Annotated in this window: 14 protein-coding genes; 8 read left to right on the top strand and 6 right to left on the bottom strand. The window is 44.6% G+C overall.

The window, feature by feature from the left end; translation table 11 throughout:
* The first annotated feature begins 230 nt into the window (after positions 1–230).
* The gene (glpQ, locus tag N4A56_RS08735; protein WP_293670207.1) at positions 231–1325 is read left to right on the top strand and encodes a glycerophosphodiester phosphodiesterase; all 1095 of its coding nucleotides are present in this window, start codon (positions 231–233) and stop codon (positions 1323–1325) included.
* A 104-nt stretch (positions 1326–1429) separates the two neighbouring features.
* Here the strand turns inward: glpQ and N4A56_RS08740 are convergent, their stop codons facing one another.
* Positions 1430–2362: a DUF2333 family protein gene (locus N4A56_RS08740; RefSeq protein WP_295546601.1), complete on the bottom strand. Its 933-nt coding sequence runs from the start codon at positions 2360–2362 to the stop codon at positions 1430–1432.
* Positions 2363–2776: 414 nt separating this feature from the next.
* On the opposite strand from N4A56_RS08740, the gene N4A56_RS08745 reads away from it, so the two are divergent.
* Complete coding sequence (locus N4A56_RS08745) at positions 2777–3730, top strand: aldo/keto reductase (protein WP_295546603.1); 954 nt, start codon at positions 2777–2779, stop codon at positions 3728–3730.
* 1 nt (position 3731) lies between these two features.
* The gene (locus N4A56_RS08750) at positions 3732–4694 is read left to right on the top strand and encodes an aldo/keto reductase (protein ID WP_295546606.1); all 963 of its coding nucleotides are present in this window, start codon (positions 3732–3734) and stop codon (positions 4692–4694) included.
* Here N4A56_RS08750 and N4A56_RS08755 read toward each other — a convergent pair.
* Positions 4691–5845, bottom strand: a complete 1155-nt coding sequence (locus tag N4A56_RS08755; protein ID WP_295546608.1) for a metallophosphoesterase — start codon at positions 5843–5845, stop codon at positions 4691–4693. The two genes, N4A56_RS08750 and N4A56_RS08755, sit on opposite strands and share 4 nt — an antisense overlap.
* Positions 5846–5883: 38 nt before the next feature.
* Positions 5884–7044 carry a cyclopropane fatty acyl phospholipid synthase gene (gene cfa, locus N4A56_RS08760; protein WP_295546610.1) on the bottom strand — a complete coding sequence of 387 codons (1161 nt, stop codon included), beginning with the start codon at positions 7042–7044 and terminating at the stop codon, positions 5884–5886.
* A gap of 437 nt (positions 7045–7481) precedes the next feature.
* On the opposite strand from cfa, the gene N4A56_RS08765 reads away from it, so the two are divergent.
* From N4A56_RS08765 to N4A56_RS08775, 3 genes are read left to right on the top strand one after another with little or no spacing between them, the layout of a single operon-like run.
* Complete coding sequence (locus N4A56_RS08765) at positions 7482–8639, top strand: amidohydrolase family protein (RefSeq protein WP_295546612.1); 1158 nt, start codon at positions 7482–7484, stop codon at positions 8637–8639.
* A 45-nt stretch (positions 8640–8684) separates the two neighbouring features.
* Positions 8685–9638, top strand: a complete 954-nt coding sequence (locus N4A56_RS08770; protein ID WP_293670832.1) for an aspartate carbamoyltransferase catalytic subunit — start codon at positions 8685–8687, stop codon at positions 9636–9638.
* Between the two features lie 5 nt (positions 9639–9643).
* Positions 9644–10906: a dihydroorotase gene (locus tag N4A56_RS08775; protein WP_295546643.1), complete on the top strand. Its 1263-nt coding sequence runs from the start codon at positions 9644–9646 to the stop codon at positions 10904–10906.
* A gap of 526 nt (positions 10907–11432) precedes the next feature.
* On the opposite strand, the gene N4A56_RS08780 is transcribed toward N4A56_RS08775, so the two are convergent.
* Positions 11433–11831: a desulfoferrodoxin family protein gene (locus N4A56_RS08780; RefSeq protein WP_295546615.1), complete on the bottom strand. Its 399-nt coding sequence runs from the start codon at positions 11829–11831 to the stop codon at positions 11433–11435.
* A 334-nt stretch (positions 11832–12165) separates the two neighbouring features.
* On the opposite strand from N4A56_RS08780, the gene N4A56_RS08785 reads away from it, so the two are divergent.
* Entirely contained in the window at positions 12166–12936 is a 771-nt protein-coding gene (locus N4A56_RS08785) for a hypothetical protein (protein WP_295546617.1), read from the top strand.
* An 89-nt stretch (positions 12937–13025) separates the two neighbouring features.
* Here N4A56_RS08785 and N4A56_RS08790 read toward each other — a convergent pair whose 3' ends face one another.
* Positions 13026–14342, bottom strand: a complete 1317-nt coding sequence (locus N4A56_RS08790) for an HD family phosphohydrolase (RefSeq protein WP_295546618.1) — start codon at positions 14340–14342, stop codon at positions 13026–13028.
* Between the two features lie 440 nt (positions 14343–14782).
* Positions 14783–15670: a LysR family transcriptional regulator ArgP gene (locus N4A56_RS08795; RefSeq protein WP_295546620.1), complete on the bottom strand. Its 888-nt coding sequence runs from the start codon at positions 15668–15670 to the stop codon at positions 14783–14785.
* A gap of 234 nt (positions 15671–15904) precedes the next feature.
* Between N4A56_RS08795 and N4A56_RS08800 the strand changes: the two genes are divergently transcribed.
* Positions 15905–16522 carry a LysE/ArgO family amino acid transporter gene (locus tag N4A56_RS08800; RefSeq protein ID WP_295546624.1) on the top strand — a complete coding sequence of 206 codons (618 nt, stop codon included), beginning with the start codon at positions 15905–15907 and terminating at the stop codon, positions 16520–16522.
* The last annotated feature ends 232 nt before the right edge of the window (positions 16523–16754 follow it).

Raw genomic sequence — 16754 nt, forward strand, 5'->3', positions numbered from 1 at the left:
CTGCATATACTATGGAAGCATATGCAGCTTTTGTATTGCACATTCATTGCACACTCAAACAGTGCACACAGCCACTCTATATACCTTTTGATAGACAACACAGCACTGCAACACCTTCATGCAGGTTTCTTTTGTAAAGAATGAAAAACTCCTCAACTGTAAACGCTCTCACTGTTGCATTTTCAATATTTTGTGTTATGTAGCACCATCACATTTTAGAGGAGTTTATTATGAAAAAGTTGCTAACATTTTTTATCCTTGCGCTCATGGTATTAGGCGCAAGCTCTGCATTTGCAGGTTCTGAAAAAGTTGTAATCGCCCACCGCGGTGCTTCCGGCTACCTTCCAGAACACACCCTTGAAGCTAAAGCTGCTGCTTACTTCATGGAACCTAACTACATCGAGCAGGACTTGGTAATGACCAAGGACGACAAGCTTGTTGTATTGCATGACCACTACCTTGACCGCATCACTAACGTTATGGAAAAATTCCCAAAACGTTTCCGCATGGTTGACGGTAGCAAACGCTGGTTCGCAATTGACTTTACACTCGCTGAAATCAAATCTTTGAAAGTTACTGAAGGCTTCAAAATTGTAGACGGCAAAAAAGTACAGGGCTACAGCGCTCGTTTCCCAATGTTCACATCTTCTTTCGAAGTTCCTACTTTCGAAGAAGAACTTCAGCTCATTCAGGGTCTCAACAAATCTACTGGTAAAAACATCGGTATCTACCCTGAAATCAAAGCTCCTTGGTTCCACCGTGCTGAAGGCAAAGACATCAGCGTAGCTGCTCTGAAAACTCTGAAAAAATACGGCTACACTTCTAAAGAAGACAAAGTATACGTTCAGTGCTTCGACCCAATCGAAACCAAACGTATCAGCAAAGAACTTCTTCCTAAACTCGGCATGGACGTAAAAGTTGTTCAGCTTATCGCTGAAACTAGCTGGAATGAAACCATGGTTCTCAAAAACGGCAAATTCATTCCTTACAACTACGATTGGATGTTCGAAAAAGACGGCATGAAAAAAGTTGCTGAATACGCAGACGGCATCGGTCCTTGGAAACCAATGCTCGTGAAAAGCGAATCTACAAGCGACAACCTCATCATCACAGATATGGTTAAAGACGCTCATGCAAACGGCATGGAAGTTCACCCATACACATTCCGTCTCGATAACGGTCGTATCCCACAGTACGCTGCAAGCTACGAAGATATGCTCGACATCTTCTTCTACACAGTTGATGTAGACGGCGTATTCACTGACTTCCCTGATCGTGCTGTTAAATTCCTCCGCCGCGCAGAAGCGCAGCGTCAGGGTTTATAGAAGACTTGCTGTCACCCGATCACATACTAGAAAAGCCCGTCTCGTTTGAGACGGGCTTTTTTTTGCTAAAATACATTTATTCACGTTACAGCATCAGCTGCTATCTACTTATCTAATGCAAGCTTAACGTCGCGCAATCTGTTTGCAGTAATATCAAGTTTAGAAGCCAATGCCTGAACCTGGTTCGGTGCCATGGAGTCACCAATTTTGTTCCCACCGGCAAAAACATACAGCGGATTAAACAATGCAATGATGTCTAATGTTTCTAAAGCAACTGTAATGTTCTGTTTACCACCGCGGTTCATGAGTTCAGGGTAAGCACGGGTAACTGTATTCAATACATCCCGCACAACTAAACAAACACCTTTTGCAAAATAGATAGCGTCATCTGCTTCAAAGTGTGATTTAACACCTGTTTTCAAACGAGACTGCGGCATTTCAATAAGTGACTCAAGGGTATTCATAAGAACATACAAGTCGTCAGTTTTGACATTAAAAACTGCTTTGTCATTTTCCAAATCTTTCAAATACGAATTAATAGATTTAATACCTTCTTTGTAACGGCTCTCAGAAGAAGCAAACATCCAAACATCTTCCGCATAAGGAAAAGAGGAGGTCTGCGCTTTCAACAAATGCTTGTTTAGTTCCTCACCGGAGCCACTGCGGGCAAAGTTGGTCGTAAAAACATTGATAATACCACGAGTCGCAAAAATGATTCCCCGCTGTAAGTTTTCTTTATTATCAAACCAAGCCGTCGGCGAAATCATCAGGTCATTAGGAACCCAGCCCACCGCAGAGTCATTCAACTCTCTTTCCAGCGAAAAATACGCTGATCTGAATACTAACGGCGCAATTTCTGCATCATTTGCAATTTCACCACTCACTGGCATTACCTGCTGATCGGCAACTTGAGTTCGAATTGCGGTAACACCTACACCAGCCAGAAGCACAAGAATCACAGCCATAACCACTAGTGCTCTCGAACTGTTTTTATTCTGAATAAGCTTTTTTAAAGAAGAAATTCCAAAACGTGACATCAACAATCTCCAATTATTATGTGTTAGCAACCATATTGTTTTTTAGAAGAATATTTCTACCTGCTCTAATAGATCATGTTTTTGCGCATTGTCTACAACATCTGCGGAGAAGAACTATTTGTTTTCATAACTAAAAAGTAAAGCCCGTCTTGCAATAGACGGGCTTTATGTATCAAAACTGCATAGCATCGATAGAAAAACGGCACAAATATCATACATAGTGGCAACTAGATGCTTACTACATCGTACAACATTCTTTAACTCTAAGATATTAGCCTGCATACCTGCACCACGTAAATCCGTACTGGTTATTCTGCGGCTCAGGCAAAAACATCGCATTTACAAGCACAACTTCTCTGGTATGCTGGAAGCACCTTTTAGAAATCCCTGACACGTTCGTATCGGAGATGTTGTATGAAATATATTGAACTGCCATCAGGTGACCATATGCCCGCATTGGGACTAGGAACGTACCTGAGTACACCGGATAAAATAGAACGCGCAATCACCCACGCTCTGGAGGTGGGGTATAGACACTTCGACTGCGCTGCCATTTACGGTAATGAAGACGATATTGGCGCTACTCTTTCAAAATCATTCGAGAAATATCCAAGAAAAAAATTATGGATCACTTCCAAGCTCTGGTGCGATGCACACGAGCCAAGCGCAGTTCTCCCAGCGTTACAACAAACCCTTGCAGACCTAGGTGTCGATTATCTCGATTTATACCTCATGCACTGGCCTATTGCGCTCAAACCGAAAGTAGAGCTTCCCCAAAAACAAAAAGATTATTTCACACTGAAAGAAGTGCCTTTGATCGACACATGGCACGCTATGGAAGAATGTGTTGAACGCGGACTTGTACGCAACATTGGTGTCAGCAATTTCAGTACACACAAGCTTGGGGTACTTATTGAAGATGCAAACATACAGCCAGCCGTAAACCAAATAGAAATGCATCCTTACCAACAGCAACGCGAGCAAGTGGCTTTTGCTACAAAGCATAATATCGCGATTACAGCGTACTGCCCTCTCGGTTCCATAGGAACCCCGATAAGCACACAGGACGGAAGAGTTCCGCCACCGCTGCTTAAGCACCCTCTTATAGCGACCATTGCTAAAAAATATGGGTGCACAACTGCGCAAGTCCTCATTGCTTGGCTTCTAAAACTCAACATCGTCGCTATTCCTAAATCTGTAACTCCCGAACGCATCGAAGAAAACTTTCGCGGTTCTGAAATTGTGCTTGATACCGCCGATATGGCAACAATTGCAGAGCTGGATATTCACGCGCGCATTATCGATGGAAAAATATTCACGCTGCACAATTCGCCATACACAGTGGAAAATATATGGGATGGAGAGTAGCATGAAAACATATGCACTCTGCACGGGAAGAAAAATGCCTGCACTCGGCTTCGGCACATGGCATATTCCAGAAGAAAAGCTAGAGACAGCCATTGCTGAAGCGCTACGCATAGGGTTCAGGCATTTTGATACAGCAGCCATCGACGGTAACGAAGTCATCATCGGAGCCGCATTACGAAAAGGAATGAAGACGCATCCACGCAAGGAACTATGGATTACATCAAAACTCTGGTGCGATGCACATAAGCCGGATGATGTTGTGCCTGCTCTTAAAAAATCGTTGCATAATCTGAGACTAGATTATGTTGATCTGTATCTGATGCATTTTCCCATTGCACTTAAACGAGGTACGCAATGGCCTGCAAGTAGCGAAGACTACTATACATTAGAGGAAGTTCCACTTGCCGAGACATGGCAAGCAATGGAGCGATGTGTCAAAAAAGGACTCGTCCGCGATATTGGCACAAGCAACTTCAGCACAACGAAGCTGAAAGATTTGATGGAAACGGCACATATTCAACCTGCTGTAAACCAAATTGAAATGCACCCATACCAGCAGCAACATGCACAACGGGATTACGCCAGACGCCACCATATACAGCTGACAGCCTATTATCCACTTGGCGGCAGGGATACGACACTACGGCATCCTGATGGTTCGGAACTGCCGCCACTGCTCACACACCCTATCCTTGCCCAGATTGCAAGCGAACATACGGTTTCCACCGCACAAGTGGTATTAGCATGGCTTCTTGCACTAGAAGTTTCTGCTATTCCAAGTTCTTCTACGCCACAAAGAATACAAGATAACTTCGCCGCAAGCTCGTTGGTGCTAACACCACAAAATATTGCGGCAATATCGGAGCTTCATGCCAAGGTTAAACTCTTTGATGCAAAAGAATTCACCCGGCATGACTCCCCCTATTCCCTCGAAACAATTTGGGATAATGAACTTTTTACTTAAGCACGTTTGAGTGTGTGCAACGTAATTTCCGGTGGAACGGTAAACCGCATAGGAGGGCCCCAAAAACCGGTTCCCGTATTCACATACAACAGGCTATCCTCTACGGTGTAGCTGCCTGCCACATACTCTTGGAAGAGGTGGATAGCATATGTCCACGGAAAATACTGTCCACCATGCGTGTGCCCTGACAACTGTACATCGTACTTTGCCTGCACGGCTTGGTAGATATTTCGAGGGTTATGCGCCAGCAAAATAGAAACATCATGCTCCGGTGCGTTAGCTTTGGCTGCAAACGGGTCTGAAGTATACTTTGTTCCAAACCGTGCACCGTGGTAATCCCACACACCTGCTACCAGCATTGCGCCGCTACCTTTCTGCACAAGCGTATGCTCATTATTCAGCACAGTAAAATCAAGGGCGCGCATCTGCTCAACCCAAGGCTCTACACCTGAATAAAACTCATGGTTGCCTGTTACAAAAAATTTTCCAAGCGGAGCAGTCAACGTCTCCAATGATGCAAGCTCTTTTCCGACGCGGGAGACTTGACCGTCAATAGCATCGCCAGTCAAAACAATCATATCCGCATACAGCCCCTGCACTTGCTGCATAATAGAATCTACCCATGTCTTATCGAGAATAGAACCGACATGTAAGTCAGAAATCTGAGCAATGGTTATTCCATCAAGATCAGGATGCAACCCTGAGATTGGCAACGGATTCTTTTTTACAACGGGCGTCTGAAACGCTTCTTCAACTGCAAACGCAGTTATGGGCAACGCTGTAGCCATAACAATAGCGTTCCCTGCGTTATGCAGAAAAGCACGGCGAGCACCGTTCACAGAACCTTTCGGCGCAATAATTTTTCGTCCCCAAAGCTGCAAAATTTCTTTCGCTATCAGAAACGGCATTACCAGAAAGACAAAGCCAAAGGAAAGGTAGCCTCCCCACCGCACAAACGCAGGCAGTTCAACAGGAAGCCCCTCACGAACATACATGCGGGTAATCTGATGCATAACAAGCCCAAGTAATAGCGTTCCTGCTAACAACACCTTTGTCAGGCGACGCACTTTGAGCGGCATAATCATGCGCCAGCATATTATTGCCCATGAAATGAGTACAACCGATGTGACTAGAATGGAAAAATATGTCATTTGATCTTTCATGTATTGGCAGTACCAAAAAAGCACTGCTATCTACAAGAGCAATAACCGCCGCCCATTCCGTTCTTACTGAAAACCATTTGCCATAATTGAATATCCCGCGCTCTAAAAGCACCAGCACAGGAAAGCAGATAATACCGCCACATTCTGTAAAAACGATCCCCAAGTTCATCTTTAAATTGCGGCCATGCTTCTTCGAACCGTTCATGCCACGCCATCAGCGTAGTATCATAGTCAGCGCCAAAATTATGCAAATCTTCAAGAACAAACAGCCCTTCCGCTGCTTGCGTCAACCATTCAAGCGCTGGAACCTGTCCTACAGGAAAAATGTATTTGGAAATAAAGGGATCAGGCATAGATGTGCTCAGTCGCTTTCCGATTGTGTGCAATAAAAACAAACCGTCATCCTTCAAACATTCGCACGCTTTCTTCATATATGTTCGATAATTCTTACGCCCCACATGCTCACACATTCCAACACTGACTACACGGTCAAAAACCTCGGTTTCTTTCCTGTAGTCTTTCAGACGAAATTCAACAGGCAGCCCTTTGCACATATCTCTTCCTAGCTTAACCTGTTCTGCGGAAACAGTTAGCCCCACACATTCTACGCCGTACCGCTCTGCCGCATACCGCATAAAACTGCCCCATCCGCAGCCTATATCCAGCACACGCATTCCCCGTTCCAGCCCTATTTTACGGCAAATCAATTCAAGCTTTGCTTCCTGTGCCTGCTCAAGTGTTGCAGCGTCCTTCCAGTATCCGCAACTGTACGCCATGTATTTATCGAGCATGGACTGATAAAATGTATTTCCAAGATCGTAATGGAATTCACCTATCCGCTTTGCACGTTTCACTGTCTCGAGATTCAACAATTTAAAACGGGCTGAATGCCAAAGCAGCTTAGCCGGTTTAATTCTATTTTCTACCCCGCATTTGACGACACGGTAAAAGAATTCATCAAGCTTTGGGACATCCCATAGATTATCCATATATGCTTCACCAAGCCCAAGATTCCCCTTGGCAAGTACCCGACTGATGACCTCTGAACTATAAAATTGCGGGTCCCAGTCGTTAGTGCCGTTAATGGTTACGCCTGTGCCTTGAAGCAAATTGTCTATAATTTCTTTTTCGGATACGCCCACGGGGGCAGCCGCTTGTGGTGCTACCGAAACATCCTGTAATTCCATAACGCTCTCCTGCGGTACAAAAGCAGACTTGCTCCTTATGTCCACCAGCTATTCTGAGGTGAAAAATGCAGAGCAGTCGATACAAAACACTTCATGATAATGTCCCTGCCGTGAGCTTTATAGTCAAATATTTTTATGTCTCGTATGCCCCTATCAGTCACCAGAAAAAGGCTCTCCATCTACCGGAATGTACACCACAAACAATTCAAATTACGTAGCCCGAAACACCTTTGCAGCCATGCAAAAAATACCAACATCTAACTTTCCCACGAAAAGACAAATAGATAGAAACAAAACAGCACAGCACTCATTCTCTTCTTTACAAAAAACAGAACATATGTGATTTGAATGTGTGGCAGTACGCCAAATGATTAATCACATACAACCATACTATTTTTTCAATGCTCAATGCCATCCGCGCACGTCGCATCCTTACTATGGAAGGCCATAATACTTCCCCCCGAACAGATTCGGGGTATTATTCTTTTCCTGATGTAATTGAAGACGGAGTTATCGTCCACAATAGTTCAACTATTGTGGACGTTCTTTCGTTCAACGACTTTTCAAAACAATACACAATACCAGCAGAAGATTTGGGCGATGTGACTCTGACCCCCGCTCTTATCAACTGCCATAACCACTTGGAGCTTGCGCACCTTAAAGGCAAAGCTACATTCGGCGAAGGATTCGAAACATGGATTGAATCTGCCTTGCCGCATATGGCAACTCCTGTTGACGCCCACAGCCTTGATTCCGCTGTTGCAGAAATGAAGGAAAGTGGCACAGCACATATTGCTGATGTTAACGGACGCGCCCCGAAAGCTGTCTTTGATGCAGTTACGGCACAGAACCTCAGTTGCCATATTCAATTGGAAGTCTTCGGATACAATTTCCCGAATCTTACTGACGGCACCTTATCAGCTGATGACTTATTCCCTCCTGCATCTGCTGCATTGCCACCCGAAGCTAAAGATCGATGGATGACTCTTTCCGGTCATGCTCTTTATTCAACCAGTCCTGATGCTTTGGTTGTTGCTAAACAATGGTGCCGCTCTCATGAGCGGTATTTTTCTGTCCATCTGGCAGAACATCCGGGCGAAGATGAGTTACTTACGAAAGGTACAGGACGCTTTAAAGAACAGCTTTCGCGCAGGGTCTTGCCAAAAGACTTTGAACCACCACGGATGAGTGCAGTCCCGTATGCACAGCATCTTGGCTTGCTGGATGAAGCAACTCTTGCGGTTCACTGCGTTCACTGTTCAAAAAATGACATTTCGATTTTGCAGAAAGCCGGAACAACCGTATGTCTGTGCCCACGCTCTAATGAACTTATCGGAGTCGGAACAGCGCCTGTACGTAATTTTTTGGAAGCTGGGCTCCAGATTACCATTGGTACAGACAGCCTTGCTTCCAACCATGACCTGAACCTTTGGAATGAAGCGCGCTACCTGCGCGATAATTTCGATATACCTACCGGTGCTCTTTTGCGTATGCTTACAATAGCAGGTGCAAAAACGCTGGGCATTACGAATGAACTTGGAACGTTGTCGAAAGGCAAACGATTCCAATACGCTATTTTGCCGAACGACTTTTAGTCATTCAACAATCATGGGCGTTGCCCGCAAACCAGAGAACATGAAATGCCACAAGAAAAACACTTCATCTGGCCGCACAAAGACCTTTTGGACGTTAGTCAGCTGTCACTCGAAGAAGTCTCTCATCTTCTCGATACAGCCGAGCAATTTCACGAAATCAACCAGCGCCCTATTAAGAAGGTTCCGACCCTCAAGGGTAAAAGCGTTGTGCTCTTCTTTGCAGAGCCTAGCACGCGGACAAAAACTTCATTCGACGTTGCAGGCAAGCGTTTGTCTGCCGACACATTTTCACTTTCCAGCAGCAGTTCAAGTCTGACAAAGGGTGAAAGTCTTAAAGACACTGCCCTCACTCTTGAAGCCATGAATCCGGATGTTATCGTCCTTCGCCACAGAGCAAATGGTGCTGCACAATTCATTGCAGAACGTCTCGACTGCGCTGTCGTAAACGCCGGAGACGGATGCCATGCCCACCCTACACAGGCGATTCTGGATAACTTTACGCTTCGCAGAGCATGGAACAACGAGTACAAAGGGAAGACTATTCTCATCCTTGGCGACATTAAGCACAGTCGTGTTGCCCGTTCCAACATCAACCTTTTAACCCGTCAGGGTGTTAAGGTTCGATTATGTGCTCCGCGAACCTTACTTCCACACACGGTGCACACATGGCCTGTAGAAGTTTTTCATGACATGAACAAAGCTGTGGAAGGAGTTGATGCAGTTATGTGCCTTCGCTTGCAGCTGGAACGCCAGCAAGCAGGGCTTCTGCCTGATCTTAGTGAATACGCACGCATGTTCTGTCTCACAGCAAATCATATGGAATTAGCAAAAGAAGGCGCTAAAATTCTTCACCCCGGCCCTATGAACCGCGGTCTCGAAATTGCCTCCGATCTTGCTGACTGCAAAGACAGCCGCGTACTTAATCAGGTCTCCGCAGGTGTCGCCACCCGTATGGCTATCCTGTATCTCCATGCAACCAGAAAAGACAAAGGAGCATAGCCGTGATGAATATATGTATTTCCAATGCTCTGCTTCGCGGAAAGCCTGTAGACATCCTTGTTTCCGGATCGACCATCGTATCAGTAACACCGCATGGCGAGTCAGAAACACCTGAAGATTGCCAAATTGTAGATGCATCAGGTCTCATCGTATTTCCAAGTTTCTACGACTGCCACGTACACCTTCGTGAACCTGGTTTTGAGTATAAAGAAGATATTGAATCCGGTCTTGCTGCTGCGGCTCATGGTGGCTTTGGTGGTGTTATGGCAATGGCTAACACCAACCCGACGAATGATTCTGCATCAGTAACCGAAGCAATGTTACAGCGGGCACAGCTGACATGGCCGAATGGTCCATATCTCTACCCAATCGGCGCAGCAACTATCGGTCTGAAAGGCAAAGAGCTTGCTCCAATGGGAGAACTTGCAGAAGCTGGCTGCGTTGCCATCTCGAATGATGGTGTCCCAGTGGGCGGTGCAGAAATGTTTCGGCATTGCATGGAGTATGCTGCAACCTTCGGGCTAACCGTTATCGACCACTGCGAAGACCCGACTCTTGCCAAAGACTGCCACATGAACGAAGGCGATGTCAGCGAAGCTATCGGAGTAAAAGGTCAGCCAGTCGTTGCAGAGTCCATGCAGGTTGCACGCGACATTCTTCTGGCAGAATTTTTACATCTTCCAGTACACCTCGCACATATCAGCTGCAAACAGTCTGTAGATCTCATCCGCTGGGCAAAATCCAGAGGGGTAAAAGTTACTGCTGAAACATGCCCGCACTACCTTCTTCTCACAGACGAATCACTGCAAAACTACTCTACTGCTGCAAAGGTAAATCCTCCGTTACGCAGTGAAGAAGATCGTCTTGCAATGAAAGAAGCGGTCAAAGACGGAACCATTGATATCTTCGTCACCGACCATGCCCCGCATGCCGACCACGAAAAAGAGCACCCAATCGAAGGTGCTCCAAATGGTATTTCCGGTATGGACAGCGCAGTAGCTCTTACATGGACACAGGTAGAAGACGGCACCATCACTGAAGATGATTTCATCAAGCTGTGGGCAGAGAAGCCTTCTGAGATATTCAACCTTCCGTTGAACACCTTTGCTGAAGGCGACATTGCGGACTTTTTCCTTTTCGATCCAAACGAAGAATGGACTCTGACCGAAGATGCCATGCAGTCAAAAGGTAAAAATACGCCATTTCTCAACACCACTCTCAAAGGGCGTGTAAAAGCACACTGGATTGGTGGAACAAGAATTGTTTAAGATAAAACAATGCAAAGCGGTATAGCGCGTCACTTACATTGAGTTTCCTTTTTGAAGTGACGCAGCAATATGCCTGCTTGGCATTCTTCAAGATGCCTACTTGGCTTCAACTGCCGATGAAGCCAAGTAGGTGCAGTGCAAGAAACAAGAAAAAGCCAAGATCGAAGTGTAGTCAAACCTACATGAGAGTTTGGCTTTTTTGAAGTGACGCAGCAATGTGCCTGCTTGGCATTCATCGGGATGCCTCCGGCGGGCAAGCGGGCGCTGCCCCTTGCAACCCCGCGAGAGGGACGCCCTCTCGACTGCGATTACAACTCCCCTGTAATGTCACTTTGAAAGTATTAGAAAATGCCTCCAAATATCTCTTTAAAAGATACTTGAAAGTATTTTCCATCACCAATATTCGTTTATTACTATTATCTTTTTCTCTCTCTGCCCTGTTTTTATTGCAGGCAGGTTACCGAGTAAAACAAAAAAGAAAGGACTACCTGAGCAGGTAGTCCTTTCTTTTTGAGTTTTCCATATATTACAAAGTAAATTCTTTTGTCCAAAGATCATGCAGGTTACAGAAACTTGTTGCTATGTACTTACCTTTTTTCTTCAATACGGCTTTCGAAACCGGATCATCTTTCCAGCTGAATGTTCTTGCGTGGACGACTTCACCATCTTCTGCAACTATTGTATGACGCACAATGTAGTGTTCTTCGCTCATTGGGTGCGGTGTAGTTATAACTACATCCATATCTTTAGTATCAATAATAGGAACATGAAGCTTCTGCTTTCCTTTCCACATTCCTGTTTGATCTTCTGTATAAATAATACCTTTATCCATTGTAAAATCCCAAGCATACGCTGGAACTGCCTTAATCACAGATGCACCGGCAACAACTGCTGCACCGGCTAAAAATTGTCTACGAGTACTCATAAAACCTTCCTGTCTTAATTTTGCATCAGCAATCACTGGTGCATGTAAAAGAAACGGACTGTCCTAGGGTATATTTATACACTGTATCACGCGGGTGCTAGGCTTTTTTTGCTTATAACGCACTAAGGAAAAAAATATTACGGAAGCATAAAATACAATATAGAAACATACCCTAAATTAAAATCCTGCAACTTTGCAGTAAATTAAATGATATATTCTTGCTTATAAGCATCGACTTTTGCATAAACACAATGTAGTGCTCATCAGCTTGCTGTGGCTGTATTTTTTCGCAAGAAAAATACACACTTCTTGCGTACAACAAGCTGGAGACTCTATGAAAAAAAGTTATAAAGACTGCAATACACAATTGTTAAACGATACATCTGGATCTAACCAAAGCTCTCAGCGCAAACCAACCTCAACAGTTGGAAGATTTTTACTTAAAATCTTCCTTTTTTGTGTCCGCCTGCTTGCGGTGCTGATTGGACTATTTATCATTATTAACCGTGGTGGAGCCTTTGCAGCCACAGGGAATGCAATATCTCTTTTGCTTATTCCTGTGGGTATTGCCCTTGTATGGTTTGGTGTAGGAAAAACATTTTTATCCAGCGCAGCCACATCTGTTAAAAAACTTATACACAAGCTTACTGTTCTGCTTGGTCTTCTCATGCAGGTTGGCTTCTTTGGCACAATATCATCAGGAGAAAGTTCAAAGTCATTTACCTGTCTTGCCTTAGGACTTTTATTTTTTATTGTTGCCTATGTAACTCGCACTCCTAAGAAAAAATCTAAAGAGACTGAACAGGCTAGCCAGTCTAAAAAGGCTGAAGAAAAAGAATCAGAAGACTTTGATCGTGAAGAGCTTGAGCAAGTTATTCCAGAACTCATCAAAACAGCTTTGCAGCAAACTCATCCTGAATTAGTTTGCACAGATGTGCCTTCCATCACGTACGAAGAAGAACGTCCTCAGTCCGCTGAAGTTGTTCTCAATACTGGAGAAAAAATTCAAATTGGAATTGAAGTTATCGGCAAAGATAATTTCAAAATTACTCTTCCAGAAACTCTTACTTCCACCACACCTCAGGCTACTGACGCTGCTGTATAGTAATAAAAAAACCGGACAACACCATGTTGTCCGGTTTGAATAACTTTTTTGATTAACGCAGCGTTGCGCTAGTCTAGCGCAATAATCATCTACATTTTGTATTCGCGTACAAACGCAATCGCCTCTTCAACAGAAGTTACTTTGCCTTCAATCTGAGCTTTGAGCAGTTCTTCACGCAACAGTCCAACATGTGGACCAGGTTTAAGGCTAGTAGCTTCCATAATTTCGTTACCGTTCAAGAACGGCTCAACCATCTGCTCAGGAGTATCTGCACGTTCAAGCCATTTCATGTTGTGGTTGAATGCAGTAAAGGCAATTTCACGAGCTTTAACGTCAGCACGCGCCATTTCAATAAGGCGCGGGTACTCGTTAAGAGCACGGAATCGACGGATACCTTTATCAGTAAGCATACTGTGGAAGAACTGGTGATGCTTAACAAGATGGCAAACAAGATCGATATCCTGAGGCAGGAAGGACAAACGTCCCATAATTTTGCGGGTAACTTTTGCACCAACACGGCAGAACTGGTTGAAAGTCCATGTTTCGTCATTATATTCAGCTGTGTACAATTTACCTACGTTGCTGAACAGAATTGCAAAGGTGCCAAACCAGTCATACGGCAGCTCTTCTGGGTAATGACGCATAGTATCGATGGTATGCTGGAATACGGTCTGCTCTTCGCCAGTGTCTTCATTTTTAATCTGAGTACAACGAGAGAGTGCAGCCAATTCCGGAACCAGACCATGCAGCAGCATGGAATCAAATAACAGTTCCACAAAGCGCCACATGTTTTCTGCTTCTACCTTACGCCATTCTTCCATAATACTATGAGACGGCACATAATCAAGAATACGGGATGTTCCCTTAACAATGGCAATCCATGTATTTTTCTCAACCGGCAGATCATAGTTAGCAGCAAAACGTAACGCACGAATACCGAGAAGGTAATTGCGGCGCAGAGTTTCATCTGGAATTCCGGAAAATTTAATAACGCCAGTAGCGAGGTCTTCAAAACCTTCCTGCGCTTCGGCACCCGGAACATACGGACAAGCATACTGAGTAGGAATGCTACCGTATTTTTCTTCCATACGCTTAAGCAGATGTGGTGTAATGCGGGCAATGCTTTCTTCTGGATGAGAAGCATCTTCTACATCAGTAGGATAAAAACGATACGTAATATCAGCTTCTTTCAGTACAGCAACAACGCCGCGCTCAGAGCCAGCAGTTACGTTAGGGAACATGCGCTGGATTTCGTCAAACGGGGCTTCGCACGCAATATCCAGTTCAGTTTCGTTAGCACCTTCAAGCAGTTCACGCTGAAGCTGTGCGTTTACAACATACGCATCGAAACCGTTACGCATAATAGTTTTACAAATGCCAATGGCATCTTTAAAAGGCTGAGTCATTCATCCTCCCATTGTAGACCCGATAAAAAACGGATCATATAGTCTCATATGATATGCTATCGTCAGGACATAGCGTTTTTTTAATTTAATACGTCAAGTTATATTGTGAAATATAACACATGCCCACTAGACACGCAAACAGCCATTACAACAAGGTTGTTGGCGATACCCGTACCTTCGGATTGAAATACGCTTATGAACAGCTGCTTGAAAAAGGCTCGGCACAAAATCGGTAGCCAGCAGGTCTACCAACTTTTTTTCGCAATGCCGTTTCTTCTTTCTGAACTGCGGTCAATCTTTCGAGCGGGTGCGGCAGCAATAGGCACCTGATACAGGTAATTGTGATTCCGCAGTTTGTACAGAGAAGTGTTAACACTTTTCACTTTTTTCAAATCCAGCTAGCAGCCTGATACGCTATCCCTCACGAAAGCGTTATAAAATCAACGGGACAAGTGTAATTTTGCTACTTTTTCAAAAGCGTCGGTGAGCATCATGATATGTCGCGTCTGCAAATTCCAGCAATGCCAGTAGAGACGTACTGTCACAGAGTAGTCATGGACTATTGGTACCAGTTGCTCATTTTTCAGTTCATCTTCAATTTGCAAACTTGGAATCATTCCATACCCAAGTCCTTTTTTACACATATCCACGAACATATGTGAATCAGGAACATAGTGTGTAGGAAATTCCCCTGCTCGAATGCCGTACCGCATCAACATTTCGTTGTTCATTTCGTCCGTGCGATCATAGGTAAGGATAGGAGCAGCGCGCACAGCTTCCGGCACAAAACCTTCAGGAAACCAATGGGCGGCAAAGTCCGGCGTGGCGCAACAAATATAGACCATTTTACCAAGGTATACTGTTTTGCAGCCCTGCATAGGACCAGGCTGCGAACTGACACACCCCACCACTTCACCATTTTTCAACATATCGTGCGTCTTATCCTGATCTCCCAACCTGATATCCACAAGAATGTTCGTTGTGGTCAAAAGCTCCTGCAAGGTATCCGGTATCCACGTTGCTAGACTGTCGGCATTAATCCCGACAGGTACGGTTATATAGTCGGCAACAGTTCTTCCCAGAGTATCTTCAAACAGATCATGCTCCATAAGGCTTACCTGTTTGTAGTGCCCTAATAATTTTTGTCCCATAGCTGTAGGCTGAACCGGAGTAGAACGCACAATGAGCATTGCGCCGATTCTATCTTCAAGTAATCGGATTCGCTGCGAAACAGCAGATTGCGTGATGTGCAGCACAGTTGCGGCTTTTTCGAACCCACCATTTTCTACTACGGAAGCAAAGGCTTCAAGCTGTTTGTAATCAATCATGAACCTACATTAGCAAAACTTATGTAACATCAAAACAATGAATTTCACTTCTGACATTTTTTCTTCTACATATATATCCGCAAACAGGTTCCAGATGTAATAGCGGGGTGTTGAGCGCATCCTGCTGTCACAGCGCTCACTGACCTTCCCATGTTTCTGCTGAAGGGACGCCTTCTGCATTTTCAGATTGATTACGAACTACTAGCTTAAATGCAGCTAAGGATTGGGAAAGCTATGCTCGCTCCGTTTTTTCAAGGATTTGGTACTTGTGGTGGTTTAATTATGGCGATTGGGGCACAAAATGCCTTTTTACTCTCACAGAGTGTTCGCAAAAACCATCACCTTATTATTGCACTTATGTGCATTGCATCCGACATGCTCTTAATCGGGCTTGGTGTGTTCAGCATTGGACAAATTGTTGCTTCGTCACCGGAAGTAAAAATGTTTGCCACTTTTTTTGGCGCTGCGTTTTTGCTCTGGTATGGATTCTGTGCTTTCAGGTCTGCCTGTAAACCGGGGGCGCTCACAACAACATCAGATGCAACTCGCTCTTTGCGCAGTGTTATACTGACAACACTGGCTGTTACATTCTTAAACCCGCATACCTATCTGGACACTGTTGTCCTGATGGGATCACTTGGCGGACAATTTATTGGTAACGGCAAACTATATTTCTGGATCGGCGGCGTTTGCGCCTCCGCAATCTGGTTCGGCGCTCTTGCTTTTGGAGGACAGGCTCTTGCACCATTATTCCGCAAGCCTTCTTCATGGAGAGTTCTCGATGGCACAGTCTGCATTATTATGTGGCTGATTGCTGCGGGGCTTATTAAGCAAGGAATTGCTCTTTTATAATGAATCCTAAGGACGCTGGTAGCTTCCCATACCGGTATTAAGCAATACACCGCGTGTTTCCCTACGCTTCCAGACAAAAATTTTGCTTATTACACGTCCTATCCCATAATTAAGCGCCTCTTTTCCCGAAGAGGCGTTTAAAATGCACCGCACATCCGTTTGTACTTGGAGAAAAAGAACTTCGTACCTTCCTTTTTCCCCTAGTTCAGACGGATGTTTTTTTATTACTACC

The organism is Halodesulfovibrio sp. (assembly GCF_025210605.1).
In the GTDB taxonomy this organism is placed as follows: domain Bacteria; phylum Desulfobacterota; class Desulfovibrionia; order Desulfovibrionales; family Desulfovibrionaceae; genus Halodesulfovibrio.

Excerpts from the sequence above, each read along its gene's own strand:
- N4A56_RS08765 (WP_295546612.1), top strand. The coding sequence starts at position 7,482 with ATGGAAGGCCATAATACTTCCCCCCGAACAGATTCGGGGTATTATTCT.
- N4A56_RS08785 (WP_295546617.1), top strand. The coding sequence starts at position 12,166 with ATGAAAAAAAGTTATAAAGACTGCAATACACAATTGTTAAACGATACA.
- N4A56_RS08750 (WP_295546606.1), top strand. The coding sequence starts at position 3,732 with ATGAAAACATATGCACTCTGCACGGGAAGAAAAATGCCTGCACTCGGC.
- N4A56_RS08770 (WP_293670832.1), top strand. The coding sequence starts at position 8,685 with ATGCCACAAGAAAAACACTTCATCTGGCCGCACAAAGACCTTTTGGAC.
- N4A56_RS08775 (WP_295546643.1), top strand. The coding sequence starts at position 9,644 with ATGAATATATGTATTTCCAATGCTCTGCTTCGCGGAAAGCCTGTAGAC.
- N4A56_RS08780 (WP_295546615.1), bottom strand. The coding sequence starts at position 11,831 with ATGAGTACTCGTAGACAATTTTTAGCCGGTGCAGCAGTTGTTGCCGGT.
- cfa (WP_295546610.1), bottom strand. The coding sequence starts at position 7,044 with ATGGAATTACAGGATGTTTCGGTAGCACCACAAGCGGCTGCCCCCGTG.
- N4A56_RS08800 (WP_295546624.1), top strand. The coding sequence starts at position 15,905 with ATGCTCGCTCCGTTTTTTCAAGGATTTGGTACTTGTGGTGGTTTAATT.
- N4A56_RS08740 (WP_295546601.1), bottom strand. The coding sequence starts at position 2,362 with ATGTCACGTTTTGGAATTTCTTCTTTAAAAAAGCTTATTCAGAATAAA.
- N4A56_RS08790 (WP_295546618.1), bottom strand. The coding sequence starts at position 14,342 with ATGACTCAGCCTTTTAAAGATGCCATTGGCATTTGTAAAACTATTATG.
- N4A56_RS08745 (WP_295546603.1), top strand. The coding sequence starts at position 2,777 with ATGAAATATATTGAACTGCCATCAGGTGACCATATGCCCGCATTGGGA.
- N4A56_RS08795 (WP_295546620.1), bottom strand. The coding sequence starts at position 15,670 with ATGATTGATTACAAACAGCTTGAAGCCTTTGCTTCCGTAGTAGAAAAT.
- N4A56_RS08755 (WP_295546608.1), bottom strand. The coding sequence starts at position 5,845 with ATGACATATTTTTCCATTCTAGTCACATCGGTTGTACTCATTTCATGG.
- glpQ (WP_293670207.1), top strand. The coding sequence starts at position 231 with ATGAAAAAGTTGCTAACATTTTTTATCCTTGCGCTCATGGTATTAGGC.